General features: G+C 61.0%; 14 protein-coding genes, 1 tRNA gene and 1 pseudogene. All 16 read right to left on the reverse strand.

Annotated features, from left to right (window positions below):
• Positions 1-267 (reverse strand): GTP-binding protein (locus M3I54_RS39645; RefSeq protein ID WP_236597258.1); only part of this gene is annotated, 267 nt, incomplete at its 3' end.
• 95 nt (positions 268-362) lie between these two features.
• Positions 363-2,465: an elongation factor G gene (gene fusA / locus M3I54_RS39650; RefSeq protein ID WP_254345552.1), complete on the reverse strand. Its 2,103-nt coding sequence runs from the start codon at positions 2,463-2,465 to the stop codon at positions 363-365.
• A gap of 148 nt (positions 2,466-2,613) precedes the next feature.
• Complete coding sequence (gene rpsG / locus M3I54_RS39655) at positions 2,614-3,084, reverse strand: 30S ribosomal protein S7 (RefSeq protein ID WP_006053291.1); 471 nt, start codon at positions 3,082-3,084, stop codon at positions 2,614-2,616.
• Positions 3,085-3,285: 201 nt separating this feature from the next.
• The gene (gene rpsL / locus M3I54_RS39660) at positions 3,286-3,666 is read right to left on the reverse strand and encodes a 30S ribosomal protein S12 (protein ID WP_027797953.1); all 381 of its coding nucleotides are present in this window, start codon (positions 3,664-3,666) and stop codon (positions 3,286-3,288) included.
• A gap of 268 nt (positions 3,667-3,934) precedes the next feature.
• Positions 3,935-5,782 (reverse strand): DNA helicase RecQ, encoded by a 1,848-nt coding sequence (gene recQ, locus M3I54_RS39665; RefSeq protein ID WP_254345553.1) that lies wholly within the window; start codon positions 5,780-5,782, stop codon positions 3,935-3,937.
• A 162-nt stretch (positions 5,783-5,944) separates the two neighbouring features.
• Positions 5,945-6,331 (reverse strand): hypothetical protein, encoded by a 387-nt coding sequence (locus tag M3I54_RS39670; RefSeq protein WP_254345554.1) that lies wholly within the window; start codon positions 6,329-6,331, stop codon positions 5,945-5,947.
• 191 nt (positions 6,332-6,522) lie between these two features.
• Positions 6,523-10,785, reverse strand: coding sequence for a DNA-directed RNA polymerase subunit beta' (gene rpoC, locus M3I54_RS39675; RefSeq protein ID WP_254345555.1), 4,263 nt, complete (start codon positions 10,783-10,785; stop codon positions 6,523-6,525).
• Positions 10,786-10,806: 21 nt separating this feature from the next.
• Positions 10,807-14,913, reverse strand: a complete 4,107-nt coding sequence (rpoB, locus tag M3I54_RS39680) for a DNA-directed RNA polymerase subunit beta (RefSeq protein WP_254345556.1) — start codon at positions 14,911-14,913, stop codon at positions 10,807-10,809.
• Positions 14,914-15,289: 376 nt separating this feature from the next.
• Positions 15,290-15,664 (reverse strand): 50S ribosomal protein L7/L12, encoded by a 375-nt coding sequence (gene rplL / locus M3I54_RS39685; protein ID WP_028208935.1) that lies wholly within the window; start codon positions 15,662-15,664, stop codon positions 15,290-15,292.
• A 78-nt stretch (positions 15,665-15,742) separates the two neighbouring features.
• Positions 15,743-16,240, reverse strand: a complete 498-nt coding sequence (rplJ, locus tag M3I54_RS39690) for a 50S ribosomal protein L10 (RefSeq protein WP_028208936.1) — start codon at positions 16,238-16,240, stop codon at positions 15,743-15,745.
• Positions 16,241-16,551: 311 nt separating this feature from the next.
• Entirely contained in the window at positions 16,552-17,247 is a 696-nt protein-coding gene (rplA, locus tag M3I54_RS39695) for a 50S ribosomal protein L1 (protein WP_028208937.1), read from the reverse strand.
• Positions 17,248-17,679, reverse strand: coding sequence for a 50S ribosomal protein L11 (gene rplK, locus M3I54_RS39700; RefSeq protein WP_069269337.1), 432 nt, complete (start codon positions 17,677-17,679; stop codon positions 17,248-17,250).
• Between the two features lie 191 nt (positions 17,680-17,870).
• A complete protein-coding gene (gene nusG, locus M3I54_RS39705) occupies positions 17,871-18,428 on the reverse strand; it encodes a transcription termination/antitermination protein NusG (RefSeq protein WP_028208939.1) in 558 nt (185 codons plus the stop codon).
• Position 18,429: 1 nt separating this feature from the next.
• Complete coding sequence (secE, locus tag M3I54_RS39710) at positions 18,430-18,810, reverse strand: preprotein translocase subunit SecE (protein WP_028208940.1); 381 nt, start codon at positions 18,808-18,810, stop codon at positions 18,430-18,432.
• A gap of 37 nt (positions 18,811-18,847) precedes the next feature.
• Positions 18,848-18,923 (reverse strand) — tRNA-Trp (locus tag M3I54_RS39715).
• Positions 18,924-18,993: 70 nt separating this feature from the next.
• Positions 18,994-19,363 (reverse strand): annotated as a pseudogene (tuf, locus tag M3I54_RS39720) (elongation factor Tu); the annotation flags it as partial.

The following is a 19,363-nucleotide window of genomic DNA, read 5'->3' on the forward strand; positions in this document are numbered from 1 at the left end:
CACGTAGTCAGCGTGGCCCGGGCAGTCGACGTGTGCGTAGTGGCGGTTAGCCGTTTCGTACTCGACGTGCGCGGTGTTGATGGTAATACCACGTGCCTTTTCTTCCGGCGCTGCGTCGATCTGGTCGTACGCCTTCGCCTCGCCGCCGAACTTCGCGGTCAGAACCGTCGTGATCGCTGCCGTCAGCGTGGTCTTGCCGTGGTCAACGTGACCGATCGTGCCCACGTTCACGTGCGGCTTGGTCCGCTCGAATTTACCTTTTGCCATGTTTCTCTTCTTTCAAAAAAGTGGTGAATCGGTGACTGTGCTACGCGGACCCAGCCCATGCCGGGCCCGCTGCGTGCTCAAATGAGCGCCGATGCTTACTTCGCCTTCGCGCTGATGATCGCGTCGGCCACGTTACGCGGTGCTTCTGCGTAGTGCTTGAATTCCATCGTGTACGTTGCACGACCTTGCGTCAGCGAGCGCAGCGACGTCGAGTAGCCGAACATTTCCGACAGCGGCACTTCAGCGCGAACGATCTTGCCGCCGCCAACCATGTCTTCCATGCCCTGGACGATACCGCGACGGCCCGACAGGTCGCCCATCACGTTGCCCATGTAGTCTTCCGGCGTTTCGACTTCCACAGCCATCATCGGTTCGAGGATGACCGGCTGCGCCTTGCGCATGGCTTCCTTGAACGCCATCGAACCGGCCATGCGGAACGCATTTTCGTTCGAGTCAACGTCGTGGTACGAACCGAACGTCAGGTGAACCTTGACGTCGACGACCGGGAAGCCCGCCAGCACGCCAGCTTTCAGCGTGTCCTGGATACCCTTGTCGACCGCGGGGATGTATTCGCGCGGAATCACACCACCCTTGATCTCGTCCAGGAACTCGTAGCCCTTGCCCTGCTCGTTCGGCTCGAGCGTAATGACCGCGTGACCGTACTGGCCGCGACCACCCGACTGCTTGACGAACTTGCCGTCCACGTCCTTCGCCGTCGCGCGGATCGTTTCGCGGTAGGCAACCTGCGGCTTGCCGACGGTCGCTTCCACGCCGAATTCGCGCTTCATACGGTCGACCAGAATTTCGAGGTGGAGCTCGCCCATGCCCGAAATGATGGTCTGGCCCGATTCCTCGTCCGTCTGGACGCGGAACGACGGATCTTCCTGCGCCAGGCGGTTCAGGGCGATGCCCATCTTTTCCTGGTCAGGCTTGGTCTTCGGCTCGACGGCCTGCGAAATCACCGGCTCCGGGAACACCATGCGTTCCAGGATGATCGGGTTTTGCGGGTCGCACAGCGTGTCACCCGTGGTCGCTTCCTTCAGGCCGACAGCAGCAGCGATGTCGCCTGCGCGAACTTCCTTGATTTCTTCACGGTTGTTCGCGTGCATCTGCAGAATACGGCCGAGGCGTTCCTTCTTGCCCTTGGTCGAGTTCAGCACGGTGTCGCCCGAGTTGACGATGCCCGAGTACGCGCGGAAGAAGATCAGCTGGCCGACGAACGGGTCGGTCATGATCTTGAACGCGAGTGCCGAGAACTTCTCGTCGTCGGCTGCACGGCGCTCGACCGTTTCGCCGTTTTCGAGCTCGCCCTTGACCGGGGGAATGTCCACCGGCGACGGCAGGAAGTCGATCACGGCGTCGAGCATGCGCTGCACGCCCTTGTTCTTGAACGCGGTGCCGCACAGCATCGGCTGGATTTCGCACGCGATCGTACGGTCGCGCAGTGCCTTGACGACTTCGGCTTCGGAAAGCTCTTCGCCGCCGAGGTACTTTTCCATCAGCTCTTCGCTGGCTTCAGCCGCCGACTCGATCATCTTTTCGCGCCACTCGTTGCACGTGTCAACGAGTTCTGCGGGGATGTCGACGTAGTCGAACTTCGTGCCTTGCGAGGCCTCATCCCAAATGATCGCCTTCATCTTGATCAGGTCGACCACGCCAGTGAACGTGTCTTCAGCGCCGATCGGCACCACGACCGGAACCGGGTTGGCTTTCAGACGCGTCTTCAGCTGGTCGTAGACCTTGAAGAAGTTCGCGCCGGTACGGTCCATCTTGTTGACGAACGCGAGACGGGGAACCTTGTACTTGTTCGCCTGACGCCACACCGTTTCCGACTGCGGCTGCACGCCGCCCACTGCGCAGTAGACCATGCACGCGCCGTCGAGCACGCGCATCGAGCGCTCGACTTCAATCGTGAAGTCGACGTGGCCCGGGGTGTCGATGATGTTGATGCGGTGCTCGGGGTAGTTGCCGCCCATGCCCTTCCAGAACGCGGTCGTAGCAGCGGACGTGATCGTGATGCCACGCTCCTGCTCCTGCTCCATCCAGTCCATGGTCGCGGCGCCGTCGTGAACTTCACCAATCTTGTGGTTCACGCCGGTGTAAAACAGAATGCGCTCGGTCGTCGTCGTCTTGCCGGCGTCGATGTGAGCGCTAATACCGATGTTACGGTAGCGCTCGATAGGAGTCTTGCGAGCCACTTTGATCCTCTATCAGGAGGTGCGCGCCGGATCGATCCCGACCGGGTTGATCCCAACGCGCCTGAACACAAACGGGCGAGGCGCTCGATAAGCGCACCCGCCCGGAATTTTTTCCGTTTTTTGAGCAAACCCCGGTAGGGGCTTTCTCTTAGAAGCGGAAGTGCGAGAACGCCTTGTTCGCTTCTGCCATCCGGTGAACTTCGTCGCGCTTCTTCATCGCGCCGCCACGGCCTTCGGCCGCTTCGGAGAGTTCACCTGCCAGACGCAGGGCCATCGACTTCTCGCTGCGCTTCTTCGCGGCTTCACGCAGCCAACGCATCGCCAATGCCATACGACGCGAGGGGCGCACTTCGACCGGAACCTGATAGTTCGCACCACCAACGCGGCGGCTCTTCACTTCCACCACCGGCTTCACGTTGTTGAGCGCAACAGTGAACACTTCCAGCGGGTCCTTGCCACCCTTGGTCTGGATCTGTTCGAAAGCGCCGTACACGATACGCTCGGCAACCGACTTCTTGCCGGAGAGCATCAGCACGTTCATGAACTTGGCTACATCAACGTTGCCGAACTTCGGATCCGGCAACACTTCCCGCTTGGGGACTTCGCGACGACGCGGCATGTTTCTTCCTTTAACTTTTCAGTTGAAGCGCGGGTTGAATCCCTTGCGCTCCGCGGCCACCAACTAACCCGATTCATCCGTTACGACTTACCAGCCTGGTCGGGTGACCACTTACTCGACAGCACCGGCCGATCCGGCACCTGTCGCTTTTATCGCCCGCTCTTGCGAGCACGACGACCCGTACAACTTAACTGCGGACTCTTACTTCGCAGCCTTCGCGCGCTTTGCGCCGTACTTCGAACGAGCCTGCTTACGATCCTTGACGCCCTGGGTATCCAGCGAGCCACGAACCATGTGGTAACGCACACCCGGCAAGTCCTTCACACGGCCGCCGCGGATCAGCACGACCGAGTGCTCTTGCAGGTTGTGGCCTTCACCACCGATGTACGAAATGACTTCGAAACCGTTCGTCAGGCGCACCTTGGCGACCTTACGGAGTGCCGAGTTCGGCTTCTTCGGCGTCGTCGTGTACACGCGAGTGCACACGCCGCGACGCTGCGGGCAGTCCTGCAGGGCCGGCGACTTGCTCTTCGTAGCTTCCGAAGCGCGGCCTTTGCGAACCAGTTGATTGATGGTTGGCATTGTTTATTCCTGAAATTGAACAAAATCGACGCATTTGTTTCCGGGCAAAGCGGAAATAAATGCGTGTCGAACTCCGGAATTGGTTGATTGACGTTAGTTTTCGTCGAATCAATCGACGAGCACGGACATCCCAAAGACCGGAACCCAACATAATATTCCGAAAAGGCCAAGCGAGTCAATGGCTTGCGACATTTCGGACGACAGAGCAAGTGACAGCGCGGTGACAGTCCGGCAGCGTCCGGAATACCCGGAGAAGAAACGCCGCGCCCTATTCGTCGCCAACGACCTCGACGAGCTCCTCGCCGAAGCGCTCGAGCTTGCGTGTCCCGATGCCCGGAATGTCACGCAGCTCGTCCACCGACTCCGGGCCGTTGCGCGCGATTTCCGCCAGCGTGGCGTCGTGGAAGATGACGTAGGCCGGCACGCCCTCGCTCTTCGCGGTTTCGGTGCGCCACAAGCGCAGGCGCTCCCAGCGCGAGCGCTGACGCGGGCTCATGCCAAGGGTCGGATCGGCGCGCTCGCTCGTGCGGCTCGACGACGTGCGCGTACGCGTCGGCTTCACGTAACGGCGCATCGTCACATTCTGCTCGCCCTTGAGCACCGGCTTGCTCGCCTCGGTGAGCACGAGCGAGCCGTAGCCGTCGTGGTCGACGGTGAGATAACCGAACGCCACCAGTTGCCGGAAGATCGCGCGCCATTCCGGCTCCGAAAGCGCGGAACCGATGCCGAAGGTAGAAATTTTCTCGTGCCCGCGCTGCATGATCTTCTCGCTGCGATTGCCGCGCAGGATGTCGATCAGGTGGCCGGCGCCGAAATTGAAGCCGCTCGCGCGCTGCGCGCGGAACACGCAGGAAAGCGCCATTCGCGCCTCACGCGTAGCGTCCCACGTGGCCGGCGGCTCGAGGCACGTATCGCAGTTGCCGCAAGGCTTGCTCTCTTCGCCAAAGTACGCGAGCAGGCGCACGCGCCGGCACGTGGCCGCTTCGCACAGGCCGAGCAGCGCGTCGAGTTTGCCCGTCTGCACACGTTTGTGCTGCTCGTCGGCTTCGGACTCGTCGATCATCTTGCGCTGCTGTACCACGTCGCCGAGACCGTAGGCCATCCACGCGTTGGCCGCCAGCCCGTCGCGCCCCGCTCGGCCGGTTTCCTGGTAGTAGCCTTCCACGCTCTTGGGCAAATCCAGATGCGCGACGAAGCGCACGTCCGGCTTGTCGATGCCCATGCCGAATGCGATGGTGGCGCACATCACCACGCCCTCCTCGCGCTGGAACAGCTCCTGGTGCTTCTGGCGCACCTCGAATTCCATGCCGGCGTGGTACGGCAGCGCGCGCACCCCCTGCCCTTTCAACCACTCCGCCGTTTCCTCGACCTTGCGGCGCGAGAGGCAATACACGACGCCCGCATCCGTGGTGCCGTCGGCGCGCGTATGCTCCGCGCGGATGAAGTCGAGCAGCTGCGAGCGCGCGTTGTCCTTCTCGACGATACGGTAGCGGATGTTCGGCCGGTCGAAGCTCGATACGAACACACGTGCGTCGTCGAGCGCGAGTCGGTGCGCGATCTCGTCGCGCGTGATGGCGTCGGCGGTTGCCGTGAGCGCGATGCGCGGCACGTTCGGAAAGCGCTCGTGCAGCACCGAGAGCTGGATATATTCGGGCCGGAAGTCGTGACCCCATTGCGAGACGCAGTGCGCTTCGTCGATCGCAAAGAGGCCGATGCGCGTGCGCTCGAGCAGGTCGAGAAAGCGCGGTGTCATGAGGCGCTCGGGCGCGACGTAAAGCAGGTCGAGATCGCCTTCGCGCAGCGCCCGCTCGGTAGCCGCAGCTTCGGCGCCGCTCAGCGTCGAATTGAGATAAGCGGCGCGCACGCCCACTTCGGTGAGCGCGGCCACCTGGTCCTGCATGAGCGCGATGAGCGGCGACACGACGATGCCGGCACCTAGCCCTGCTTCGTGCCGCACGAGCGCGGGAATCTGGTAGCAGAGCGATTTGCCGCCGCCGGTCGGCATGAGCACCAGCGAATCGCCGCCCCCTGCGACGTGCTCGACGATTTCGGCTTGGTGTCCTCTAAACGCGGGGTAGCCGAAGACTTCGTTGAGGATTTCGAGGGAGCGGGACATGAAAGCGGTGAGCGTGCGGAGCAAAGGCGGTGGGCAGGATTTTACCAACCCGGACGAGCCTTAACCGCCGCTACCGTGAAGATTGGCCATTCGGCCAGGAGAAACCGTGGAAGCTGCGCGCGCGGGGCCGCGAACGCAGTCGACCAGAGCAAAGCGGGTTCGTCAGGCAACGAGGCGCCGGCGCGCGATCCGAACCGCACCGACGATCGTCACAGCGGCCACGACCGCGGCGGCGATTGCGAATGCGCTCGCTCCGAAGAGCACGATGTTGGCGCCGACGAATATCAGCGAGCCGATCGTAAGCAGCGCAGCGCCACCCTTGAGCCTGCCCGCCAGCAGCATGATGAAACCGATGATCAGGAATGCCCACATCACAAGGAAGGTCGCAAAGAAGTTCGCGGCGGACTGATTGCTGACGTGATGCAGTAGCTGCGAAAAGCTGGCGACACACGCCACCAGATTCAGGATGAGACCGACCCCGACCACCCACATGATTACCGCCTCCAGATTCAGGTAAATACCGCCGGTGTCGTACGAAAAGAGCCACACAGGCGGACTTGGCGCGCTACGTTAGCACGCCTCACCGATGTGCGCAGCGAGCAGGCCGGCACTGCGGCACGAGGCCGCAGGCCTAAGCGAGAAGCGCCAGCGCCAATAAAAAAAGCCGCCCGGTGAAAACCAGGCGGCTTTTGCGAGGGCATTTCAGCCCGCGGCGAAAGGCGGCTTGCGCCGCCCCGCGCTTACTCGTCCGTCGTATGCGGCTGTTGCGGCTGCGGCTCGGCGGCCGGAGCGGCCGGGGTTTCCGGCGTACCGAACTCGAACGCTTCTTCCGCTGCGATCTGGTCGAAACGCTCGCGATCCGACGATTCCTTCGCACGGCGCGCCTTGTGGAAGGCGAGACCCGTACCAGCCGGAATCAGACGACCGACGATCACGTTTTCCTTCAGGCCACGCAGATCGTCGCGCTTGCCCATGATCGCCGCTTCGGTCAGCACGCGGGTCGTTTCCTGGAACGATGCCGCCGAGATGAACGAATCGGTCGAGAGCGATGCCTTCGTAATACCGAGCAGCACGTTCTCGTACGTTGCCGGGCGCTTGTCCTCGGCGTTCATCTTGTCGTTTTCGTCCAGCATGTCCGAACGCTCGACCTGCTCGCCCGGGATGAAGCGCGTATCACCGTTGTCGGTGATCTGCACACGACGCAGCATCTGACGCACGATCACTTCGATGTGCTTGTCGTTGATCTTCACGCCCTGCAGTCGGTACACGTCCTGCACTTCGTCCACGATGTAACGCGACAGCGCTTCGATACCCTGCAGACGCAGGATGTCGTGCGGATCGGCCGGACCGTCCACGATCATTTCGCCCTTGTTGACGACCTGACCGTCGTGGACCAGCACCTGCTTTTCCTTCGCGATCAGGAACTCGTGCTGATTGCCTTCGAGGTCCGTGATAACGAGACGCTGCTTGCCCTTCGTGTCCTTACCGAACGACGTCGTACCCGTGACTTCCGCCAGGATACCTGCGTCCTTCGGCGAACGTGCTTCGAACAGTTCCGCCACACGCGGCAGACCACCGGTAATGTCACGCGTCTTCTGTGCTTCGGTCGGGATACGTGCAAGCACTTCACCCACCTGCACCTGCTGACCGTCCTTCACGGTGATCAGTGCGCCGACCTGGAAGCCGATCTGCACCGAGTGCTCCGTGCCCGGGATCTTCACTTCGTCGCCGTTCGCGTCGAGCAGCTTGACCTGCGGACGAACGCTCTTCGCCGCCTGCGAACCGCGACGCTTCACGTCGATCACGACGAGGGTCGACAGACCCGTGACGTCGTCGATCTGCTTGGCCACGGTCACGCCTTCTTCGACGTTCTCGAACTTCACCGTACCGCCGTACTCGGTGATGATCGGACGCGTGAGCGGATCCCACGTTGCGAGCTGCGTGCCGGCCTTGATCGCTGCGCCATCGAGCTGCAGCAGCGTCGCGCCGTACGGCACCTTGTGACGCTCGCGCTCGCGGCCGTGATCGTCGGCGATGATGGCTTCGCCCGAACGCGAGATGACGACTTGCTCGCCCTTCGCATTCGTGACGTAACGCATCGTCGCCGTGAAGCGCACGGTACCGTTCGACTTGGCTTCCACCGACGAGGCCACTGCCGCACGCGATGCCGCACCACCGATGTGGAACGTACGCATCGTGAGCTGCGTGCCCGGTTCGCCGATCGACTGTGCAGCGATCACACCGACGGCTTCGCCGACGTTCACGCGCGAGCCGCGGCCGAGGTCGCGGCCATAGCACGAGGCGCACAGGCCGTAGCGCGTTTCGCAGGTGAGCGGCGTGCGCACGCGCACTTCGTCGATGCCGAGGCTTTCGATCGTTTCCACCGCGTCTTCGTCGAGCAGGTCGCCCGAAGCGTAGATCGTTTCCTGGGTTTCCGGATTGACGACGTCTGCCACTGCCACACGGCCGAGAATACGGTCGCGCAGCGCTTCGACGACTTCACCGCCTTCCACGAGGGCCTTCATCGCCACGCCGTTCGACGTGCCGCAATCTTCCTCGACGACCACGAGATCCTGCGTCACGTCGACGAGACGACGCGTCAGGTAGCCCGAGTTCGCGGTCTTCAGTGCCGTATCAGCCAGACCCTTACGTGCACCGTGGGTCGAGATGAAGTACTGCAACACGTTCAGACCTTCGCGGAAGTTCGCGGTAATCGGCGTTTCGATAATCGAGCCGTCCGGCTTCGCCATCAGGCCGCGCATACCCGCCAGCTGACGGATCTGGACCGCGGAACCCCGCGCGCCCGAGTCGGCCATCATGTAGATCGAGTTGAACGATTCCTGGCGCGTTTCCTTCCCGTCGCGGTCGATGACCGGTTCCGTCGCGAGCTGCTCCATCATCGCCTTGCCGACCGCTTCCGACGTCGCCGACCAGATATCGACCACGTTGTTGTAGCGCTCTTGCGCGGTGACGAGACCCGACATGTACTGACGGTCGTATTCCTTCACCTTCTTCGCGGCGTCGCCGACGATGGTTTCCTTCTGCGGCGGCACGAGCATGTCGTCCACGCAGATCGAAATACCGGCGCGCGTTGCAAGGCGGAAGCCCGACTGCATCAGCTGGTCAGCGAAGATCACCGTTTCGCGCAGACCGCACTTGCGGAACGCGGTGTTGATCAGACGCGAGATTTCCTTCTTCTTCAGCGGCTTGTTCAGCACCGAGAACGGCAGACCCGGCGGCAGAATTTCCGACAGGATCGAACGGCCGACGGTCGTCGCGTACAGCGAGATCTTCGGCACGAACGCCGGTGCGCCTTCCGACTTGTCCTCGTTGTGGACCATTTCGGTAATACGCACGTTCACGCGCGAGGCCAGCTCGACTTCCTTGTTCTCGTACGCGCGGAGCACTTCCGACACGCCCGTGAACGTCATGCCTTCGCCCTTGGCATTGACCGCTTCACGCGTGGCGTAGTACAGGCCCAGCACGATATCCTGCGACGGCACGATCGACGGATCGCCGTTGGCCGGGAACAGGACGTTGTTCGACGCGAGCATGAGCGTACGCGCTTCCATCTGCGCTTCGAGCGACAGCGGAACGTGAACAGCCATCTGGTCACCGTCGAAGTCGGCGTTGAACGCCGCGCAAACGAGCGGGTGCAGCTGGATAGCCTTACCTTCGATCAGCACCGGCTCGAAAGCCTGAATGCCAAGGCGGTGCAGCGTCGGCGCACGGTTCAGCATGACCGGATGCTCGCGGATCACCTCTTCGAGGATGTCCCACACCACCGGCGTCTGGTTCTCGACTTCCTTCTTCGCAGCCTTGATGGTCGTGGCAACGCCCATCGTTTCCAGCTTGTTGAAGATGAACGGCTTGAACAGTTCGAGCGCCATCAGCTTCGGCAGACCGCACTGGTGCAGCTTGAGCGTCGGGCCCACCACGATGACCGAACGGCCCGAGTAGTCCACGCGCTTGCCCAGCAGGTTCTGACGGAAGCGGCCGCCCTTACCCTTGATCATGTCGGCGAGCGACTTCAGCGGACGCTTGTTCGCGCCCGTCATCGCCTTGCCGCGACGACCGTTGTCGAGCAGCGAGTCCACGGCTTCCTGGAGCATCCGCTTTTCGTTGCGGACGATGATCTCCGGCGCCTTGAGCTCGAGCAGACGCTTCAGACGGTTGTTACGGTTGATGACGCGGCGATACAGATCGTTCAGGTCCGAAGTCGCAAAACGGCCACCGTCCAGCGGCACCAGCGGACGCAGTTCGGGCGGCAGCACCGGCAGCACTTCGAGCACCATCCATTCGGGCTTGATGCCCGAACGCTGGAAGGCCTCGAGCACCTTCAGGCGCTTCGCGTACTTCTTGATCTTCGCTTCCGAGCCGGTGTTCTTCAGCTCGGTGCGCAGCGTCTCGACCTGTTCGTCGATGTTGATCGCGCGCAGCAGTTCGCGCACGCCTTCCGCACCCATCTCGGCGCGGAATTCGTCACCGTATTCCTCGACCTTGTTGTAGTAATCCTCTTCGGTCATGATCTGCCGCGCCTTCAGCGGCGTCATGCCCGGTTCGATCACCACGTATGCCTCGAAGTACAGCACGCGTTCGATGTCGCGCAGCGTCATGTCGAGCACCATGCCCAGACGCGACGGCAGCGACTTCAGGAACCAGATGTGCGCGACCGGCGAGGCCAGTTCGATGTGGCCCATGCGTTCGCGGCGCACCTTCGCCAGCGTGACTTCAACGCCGCACTTCTCGCAGATCACGCCACGGTGCTTCAGGCGCTTGTACTTGCCGCACAGGCACTCATAGTCCTTGATCGGCCCGAAGATCTTCGCGCAGAACAGACCATCCCGTTCCGGCTTGAAGGTACGGTAGTTGATGGTCTCCGGCTTCTTCACTTCGCCGAACGACCACGAGCGGATCTTGTCCGGCGAGGCCAGACCGATCTTGATCGCGTCAAAAACTTCTTCTTGTTGGACTTGCTTGAATAGATCGAGCAGAGCTTTCATTGCCTTCTCTCCGTAGTCCGATTAGTTGCGGTCGAGGTCGATGTCGATGCCGAGCGAGCGGATTTCCTTCACCAGCACATTGAAGGATTCCGGCATGCCCGCGTCGATCACGTGGTCGCCCTTGACGAGGTTCTCATACACCTTCGTCCGGCCCGTCACGTCATCGGACTTCACCGTCAACATTTCCTGCAGCACATACGAAGCGCCATACGCTTCGAGCGCCCACACTTCCATTTCACCGAAGCGCTGACCACCGAATTGCGCCTTACCACCCAGCGGCTGCTGCGTGACGAGCGAGTACGGACCCGTCGAACGCGCGTGCATCTTGTCGTCGACAAGGTGGTGCAGCTTCAGGTAGTGCATGTAGCCAACGGTGACCGTACGCTCGAACATCTCGCCCGTGCGGCCGTCGTACAGACGCACCTGGTTCTTCGAGGGCGTCATGCCGAGGTTCGTCGCGATGTCGTCCGGGAACGCCAGGTCGAGCATCTTCGACATTTCCTCTTCGGTCGCACCGTCGAACACCGGCGTTGCGAACGGCACGCCTTCGCGCAGGTTCCTCGCGAGTTCGAAAATTTCGTCGTCGCTGAAGCTGTCGAGGTCTTCCTTGTGGCCCGATTCGTTGTAGATCTTCGTGAGGAATTCACGCAGCTCTGCAACCTTCGTCTGACGCTGCAGCATTTCGCCAATACGCCAGCCCAGACCCTTCGCGGCCCAACCGAGGTGCACTTCGAGAACCTGACCCACGTTCATCCGTGACGGCACGCCGAGCGGGTTCAGCACGACGTCTGCCGGACGGCCATCGGCCATGTACGGCATGTCTTCGATCGGAACGATCTTCGACACCACACCCTTGTTACCGTGACGGCCTGCCATCTTGTCGCCAGGCTGCAGACGGCGCTTCACCGCGAGGTACACCTTGACCATCTTCAGCACGCCCGGCGGCAGTTCGTCGCCTTGCGTGAGCTTCTTGCGCTTCTCTTCGAAGGCCAGATCGAACTGGTGACGCTTCTCTTCGATCGAGTTCTTGATCGCTTCGAGCTGTGCCGCTGCTTCTTCGTCCGCAAGGCGGATGTCGAACCAGTGGTAGTGGTCGAGATCGGTCAGGTAAGCCTGGTCGATCTTCGTGCCCTTCGCGAGCTTCTTCGGACCGCCGTTCGCGACCTTGCCTTCGAGCATACGTGCGAGACGCTGGAACGCGTCGCCTTCCACGATGCGCAGCTGGTCGTTCAGGTCGAGGCGATAGCGCTTCAGTTCATCGTCGATGATCTGTTGAGCACGCTTGTCACGCTGGATGCCTTCACGCGTGAACACCTGCACGTCGATGACCGTGCCGCTCATGCCCGAGGGCACGCGCAGCGACGTATCCTTCACGTCCGAAGCCTTCTCGCCGAAGATCGCGCGCAGCAGCTTTTCTTCCGGCGTGAGCTGGGTTTCGCCCTTCGGCGTGACCTTGCCCACGAGCACGTCGCCTGCTTCGACTTCCGCGCCGATGTACACGATGCCCGACTCGTCGAGACGGCCAAGCTGCATTTCCGCGAGGTTCGAAATATCGCGCGTGATTTCTTCCGGTCCGAGCTTCGTGTCGCGTGCAACGACATTCAGTTCTTCGATGTGGATCGACGTGTAACGGTCGTCCGCAACCACCTTCTCCGAGATCAGGATCGAGTCTTCGAAGTTGTAGCCGTTCCACGGCATGAACGCGATCAGCATGTTCTGGCCGAGCGCGAGCTCGCCCAGATCGGTCGATGCGCCGTCAGCCAGCACGTCGCCGCGCGCAACCTTGTCGCCCATCTTCACGATCGGACGCTGGTTGATGTTCGTGTTCTGGTTCGAACGCGTGTACTTGATGAGGTTGTAGATGTCCACGCCGACTTCACCGGCGACAGCCTCATCATCGTTCACGCGAATCACGATACGGCCTGCGTCGACGTAGTCGACCACGCCGCCACGCAGCGCCTGAACCGTCGTACCCGAGTCGACCGCAACGGTGCGCTCGATACCCGTACCAACGACCGGCTTTTCCGGACGCAGGCAAGGCACGGCCTGACGCTGCATGTTCGAGCCCATCAGTGCACGGTTCGCGTCATCGTGCTCGAGGAACGGAATCAGCGAAGCTGCAACCGAGACGATCTGCGACGGCGCCACGTCCATGTACTGGATGCGGTCCGGCGTGACCATCAGCGTTTCGCCGGCTTCACGCGACGAGACGAGTTCGTCGGTCAGCGTGCCGTCTTCAGCCACTGCCGCGTTCGCCTGAGCGATCACGTAACGGCCTTCTTCGATCGCCGACAGGTAGTCGATCTGGTCGGTCACCTTGCTGTCCACGACCTTGCGGTACGGCGTTTCGAGGAAGCCGTATTCGTTCAGGTGCGCGTACAGTGCGAGCGAGTTGATCAGGCCGATGTTCGGACCTTCCGGTGTTTCAATCGGGCACACACGGCCATAGTGGGTCGGGTGCACGTCGCGAACTTCAAAGCCAGCGCGCTCGCGCGTCAGACCGCCCGGGCCAAGTGCCGACACGCGGCGCTTGTGGGTGATTTCCGACAGCGGGTTGGTCTGGTCCATGAACTGCGACAACTGCGACGAACCGAAGAACTCGCGAATCGCCGACGAAATCGGCTTCGAGTTGATCAGGTCGTGCGGCATCAGGTTTTCGCTTTCGGCCTGGCCGAGGCGTTCCTTGACTGCACGCTCAACGCGCACGAGACCCGCGCGGAACTGGTTCTCCGCGAGTTCGCCCACGCAACGCACGCGACGGTTGCCGAGGTGGTCGATGTCGTCCACTTCGCCCTTGCCGTTGCGCAGCTCGACGAGGATCTTGATGGTCGCGAGGATGTCGTCGTCCTGCAGCGTCATCGGGCCGACGATTTCGTCACGGCCCACGCGGCGGTTGAACTTCATACGACCCACCTTCGAGAGGTCGTAGGCTTCTTCGCTGTAGAACAGGCGATTGAACAGCGCCTCGACCGCTTCTTCGGTCGGCGGCTCGCCCGGACGCATCATGCGATAGATCGCAATGCGCGCGGCCATACGGTCGGCGGTTTCGTCGATACGCAGCGTCGACGAGATGTACGGACCCTGGTCCAGATCGTTCGTGTAGAGCGTCTGGATGTCCTTGATCTTCGCTTCGCGCAGCTTCTCGAGCACGCTTTCCGTGATCTCGTCGTTCGCGTTCGCGATCACTTCGCCCGTGTCGCCGTCGACGACGTTCTTCGCGAGAACGCGGCCGAGCAGATAATCTTCGGGGACCGAAATGTACGTCGTCTTCGCGGTTTCGAGGTCGCGAATGTGCTTCGCGTTGATCCGCTTGTCCTTCTGGACGATGACCTTGCCTTCGCGATCGCTAATGTCGAAGCGCGCGACTTCACCGCGCAGACGCTCCGGCACGAACTCCATCTGCGCGCCTTCCGGCATCAGCGTGAAGTTGTCGAACACGAAGAAGTTCGCGAGGATCTGTTCCGGCGTGAGGCCGATAGCCTTCAGCAGGATCGTGACCGGCATCTTGCGGCGACGGTCGACGCGGAAGTACAGCACGTCCTTCGGGTCGAACTCGAAGTCGAGCCACGAACCGCGGTAAGGAATGATACGGGCCGAGAAGAGCAGCTTGCCCGAGCTGTGCGTCTTGCCCTTGTCGTGTTCGAAGAACACGCCAGGCGAGCGATGCAGCTGCGAGACGATGACACGCTCGGTGCCATTGATGACGAACGAACCAGTCGGCGTCATGAGCGGAATTTCGCCCATGTACACTTCCTGCTCCTTCACTTCCTTCACGACCGGCTTGCTCGGCGATTCCTTGTCGAGCAGGACGAGACGGACCTTGGCGCGCAGCGCCGAGCAGTACGTCAAGCCGCGTTGCTGGCATTCCTTGATGTTGAATGCCGGCGACGACAGCATGTAGCTGACGAACTCTAGACGAGCAAAGCCGTTATGGGAAACAATAGGAAAAACGGACGAAAACGCTGCCTGCAGACCTTCCGGTTTGCGTTGTGCGGTCGCCGTTTCTGCTTGCAGGAAAGTGCTGAATGATTCAAGCTGGGTAGCCAGCAGGAAAGGAACCTGGTGAACGATGGGGCGTTTCGCGAAACTCTTGCGAATACGCTTCTTCTCGGTGAAGGAATAGTGCATACGATCTCCGAATCACGGCGGGTAGGACGACCCGAGTGTTCACCGACTGAGACCCGATGGCTTCGCGAGCCCTGGAAGCTTGGTGGTTGGCCTCTACCAACCGCTGGCTGACGGCAACGGATTTCGGCTTGTCATAACTTGCCCGCTGCCCGACCAAACTTGCCTTCTGCAGTCGCTTCAGAAGACAAAGAGAAGCGTCGTGCGCCCTGATGGTGCCCTTGAGGCCTTCACCCGGCGAAAGACGTTTTTCTTTGGCTTCTCGGTCCCGCATCCCGCCTCCGACTTCTGAAAAATCGAACACAAAAACGCAGAATCCACAAAGCACAAAAAGGCCGGCGGTGTAAAAACCGCCAGCCTTCGCACAGCGCGCTGAAACTTACTTGATTTCAGCCTTCGCGCCGGCATCTTCCAGCTTCTTCTTCGCTTCTTCAGCAGCAGCCTTGGGCACCGCTTCCTTCACGGGCTTCGGTGCGCCATCAACCAGGTCCTTCGCTTCCTTCAGGCCGAGACCCGTCAGTTCACGAACGGCCTTAATGACCGAAACCTTGTTTGCGCCTGCTTCGAGCAGGTTGACCGTGAATTCGGTCTGCTCTTCAGCAGCAGCAGCAGCGCCGCCGCCTGCCGGGCCAGCGACTGCCACAGCAGCTGCCGACACGCCAAACTTCTCTTCGAAAGCCTTGACCAGTTCGTTCAGTTCAAGAACCGACATCGAGCCAACGGCTTCGAGGATGTCTTCTTTTGCGATTGCCATTTGAAATTACTCCAGATTTGAATTCGGAAACAGCTAGCGATCTTTCTCGCTTGCCTGTGTTCGTTCGCTTGCCTGAAATCAGGCAGCTTCTGCTTGCTTCTTTTCCGCCAGCGCGGCCAGAGCGCGCGCCATACCGGAAACAGGAGCTTGCATAACGAACAGCAGCTTCGAGAGCAGTTCTTCGCGGCTCGGGATGCTGGCCAGCGCTTGCACGCCTGCCTTGTCCATCACCTTGCCTTCGTAGGAACCAGCCTTGATGACCAACTTGTCATTGCCCTTCGCGAAGTCATTGACGACCTTCGCAGCAGCAATTGCATCTTCCGAGATGCCGTAGATCAGGGGGCCAGTCATCTGCTCTGCCAGCGGAGCAAACGGGGTACCTTCAACGGCGCGACGCGCCAGCGTGTTCTTCAACACGCGGAGGTACACCTGCTGCTCACGCGCTTTCGCGCGCAGCTTGGTCAGATCGCCAACCGCGATTCCACGATACTCGGCCAGCACCATGGTCTGAGCCGTCGCGACTTGCGCGGAGACTTCAGCCACGACGGCCTGCTTACCTTCTTTGTTCAGTGGCACGGTTAACCTCCAGATTCGACACACTTTGCTTTCGCTACATGTGCCGCGTTCAACAACGGCGACCGACCAGTCCGGAGTAAATCAGCTTGCATCGTCAGGCGTTACCGCCTGCATCCGCTCACATCAGCACTTCAAAACCTTTTCGGGTTCGCCATCTGCGTTGGCTTTGCATTAAGGAAGCACCCAACTGCTGCACTTCCGCCAACGGTCTTTGACAACCGGTTGCACCGCGCTTTGCTGCCGCTGCACAACCGCCCAAAGCCCTTTAAATCCGCGCTGCCGCCCTCTCAGGCCTCAGCGCGGCAAAACTATTACGCTGCGAGCGACGTCTGGTCGACGCGAACGCCAACGCCCATCGTGCTCGAGACAGCGATCTTGCGCAGGTACACGCCCTTGCTCGTTGCCGGCTTCGCCTTGGTCAGCGCTTCGAGGAGCGCGTCCAGGTTGCTGCGAAGCGCGGTCGGCTCGAACGATGCACGGCCGATGGTCGCGTGGATGATACCGGCCTTGTCGACACGGAATTGCACCTGACCAGCCTTCGCGTTCTTGACCGCGGTCGCCACGTCCGGCGTCACGGTGCCGACCTTCGGGTTCGGCATGAGGCCGCGCGGGCCGAGGATCTGACCGAGCGTACCGACGACGCGCATCGTGTCCGGCGAAGCGATCACGATGTCGAAGTTCAGGTTGCCGCCCTTGATCTGCTCGGCGAGGTCTTCCATACCGACGATCTCTGCGCCTGCTGCCTTGGCTTGTTCAGCCTTTTCACCTTGCGCGAACACCGCAACGCGGACCGACTTGCCGGTACCAGCGGGCAGAACGACCGAGCCGCGAACGACCTGGTCCGACTTCTTCGCATCGATGCCGAGTTGCACTGCAACGTCGATCGACTCGTCGAACTTCGCCGTGGCGCATTCCTTCACGAGCGACAGTGCGTCGCCGATCGGGTACTGCTTTTGGCGGTCGATCTTGGCAGCCAGTGCCTTTTGACGCTTCGAAACCTTAGCCATTTACACACCCTCCACGATGATGCCCATCGAGCGGGCGCTACCAGCGATCGTGCGAACCGCTGCATCCATATCGGCTGCCGTGAGGTCCGGCATCTTGGTCTTGGCGATTTCCTCGGCTTGCGCGCGAGTGATCGTAGCGACCTTGTCGGTGTGCGGCTTGGCCGAACCCTTGTCGACCTTCGCTGCCTTCTTGATCAGAACCGTAGCCGGCGGCGTCTTCAGGATGAACGTGAAGCTCTTGTCCGCGAATGCCGTGATCACGACCGGAACCGGCAGACCCGGTTCCATGGCTTGAGTCTGCGCGTTGAACGCCTTGCAGAACTCCATGATGTTCAGGCCGCGCTGACCCAGTGCCGGGCCGACCGGCGGCGACGGATTGGCTTTACCTGCAGGAATCTGCAGCTTGATAAAGCCGATGATTTTCTTTGCCATGTTGAAAACCTCTTTGGAACGCGTGAGCGTTCTGGTGAGTGGTAGCGCGCGTTCGCCACAATCTTCGCTGTGCCAACTGCTTTGGCGACATCTACAGCCGACTGGACTACTGGCGCTCCTCTACGGCCATAACGCGGACCGTAAGCGCGGAAAAACGGATCGCACCAGAGGCGCGATCCGTAGTATTCGATTTACAGCTTTTCGACCTGGCCGAATTCGAGTTCGACCGGTGTGGCGCGACCGAAAATGGTGACGGAGACCCGGACGCGCGACTTTTCGTAGTTGACTTCTTCGACGCTGCCGTTGAAGTCCGTGAACGGACCTTCCTTCACACGGACCATCTCGCCGACTTCGAACAGGGTCTTGGGGCGCGGCTTCTCAACGCCTTCCTGCATCTGCGACATGATCTTTTCGACTTCGCGCGGCGAAATCGGGCTCGGGCGATTACGCGCCCCGCCGACGAAACCCGTCACCTTTGCCGTGTTCTTCACGAGGTGCCACGTTTCATCCGTCATTTCCATCTCAACCAGGACATAGCCCGGGAAGAAACGACGTTCGGTCACCGATTTATGACCACCCTTCACCTCGACCACTTCTTCAGTCGGAACGAGGATCTGGCCAAACTTGTCCTGCATGCCAGCACGTTCGATGCGCTCCTGAAGCGCACGTTGCACGCTCTTCTCCATACCGGAGTAGGCGTGCACCACATACCAACGCTTTCCGCTCGGGGATGCCGGTGTATCGCTCATATCATTTCCAACCCAGAATCGCCGAGAAAATCACCCACTCGATGGATTTGTCGCAAACCCACAGAATGATGGCCATTGCCAGCACAAAACCGAAGACCACCAGCGTCGTTTGCGTGGCCTCTTTGCGAGTCGGCCAGACGACCTTGCGAACTTCCTTGTACGAGTCTTTGGCAAACGCGATGAAGCTCTTGCCGGGCGCCGAGAGAAGACCGACTACCACCCCCGCGATCACGCCCACTGCGAGCGCCGCACCGCGGACATACCACTCCTGGCTACCGAGCCAGTAGAACCCTACGAACCCGGCCACAACCAACAATACGCCCGCCGCAAGCATCAGCTTGTCGCTGGAAGTATTAACAGTTTCGACGGAAGGATTCGCCATAACACCTTAAAGAACAACGCGCCGAGGCGCGAGAAGTTGGCAGGGGCAGAGGGAATCGAACCCCCAACCTTCGGTTTTGGAGACCGACGCTCTGCCAGTTGAGCTATACCCCTAAACCATTTTGGGGTTGGCGGCATCGCCAACCCCGAAACCACTTAGTCGATCAACGAGACTGGCAAAAACTTACTCGATGACCTTGGCGACGACACCGGCGCCGACGGTACGGCCACCTTCGCGGATTGCGAAGCGCAGACCTTCTTCCATCGCGATCGGAGCGATCAGCTTCACCGTGATCGACACGTTATCGCCCGGCATGACCATTTCCTTGTCCTTCGGCAGCTCGATCGAGCCCGTCACGTCCGTCGTACGGAAGTAGAACTGCGGACGGTAGTTGTTGAAGAACGGCGTGTGACGGCCGCCTTCGTCCTTGCTCAGCACGTACACTTCAGCCGTGAAGTGCGTGTGCGGCGTGATCGAACCCGGCTTGGCCAGAACCTGGCCACGCTCCACGTCTTCACGCTTCGTGCCGCGCAGCAGGATACCGACGTTGTCG

The organism is Paraburkholderia sp. CNPSo 3274 (assembly GCF_024206475.1).
Classification (GTDB): Bacteria; Pseudomonadota; Gammaproteobacteria; order Burkholderiales; family Burkholderiaceae; genus Paraburkholderia.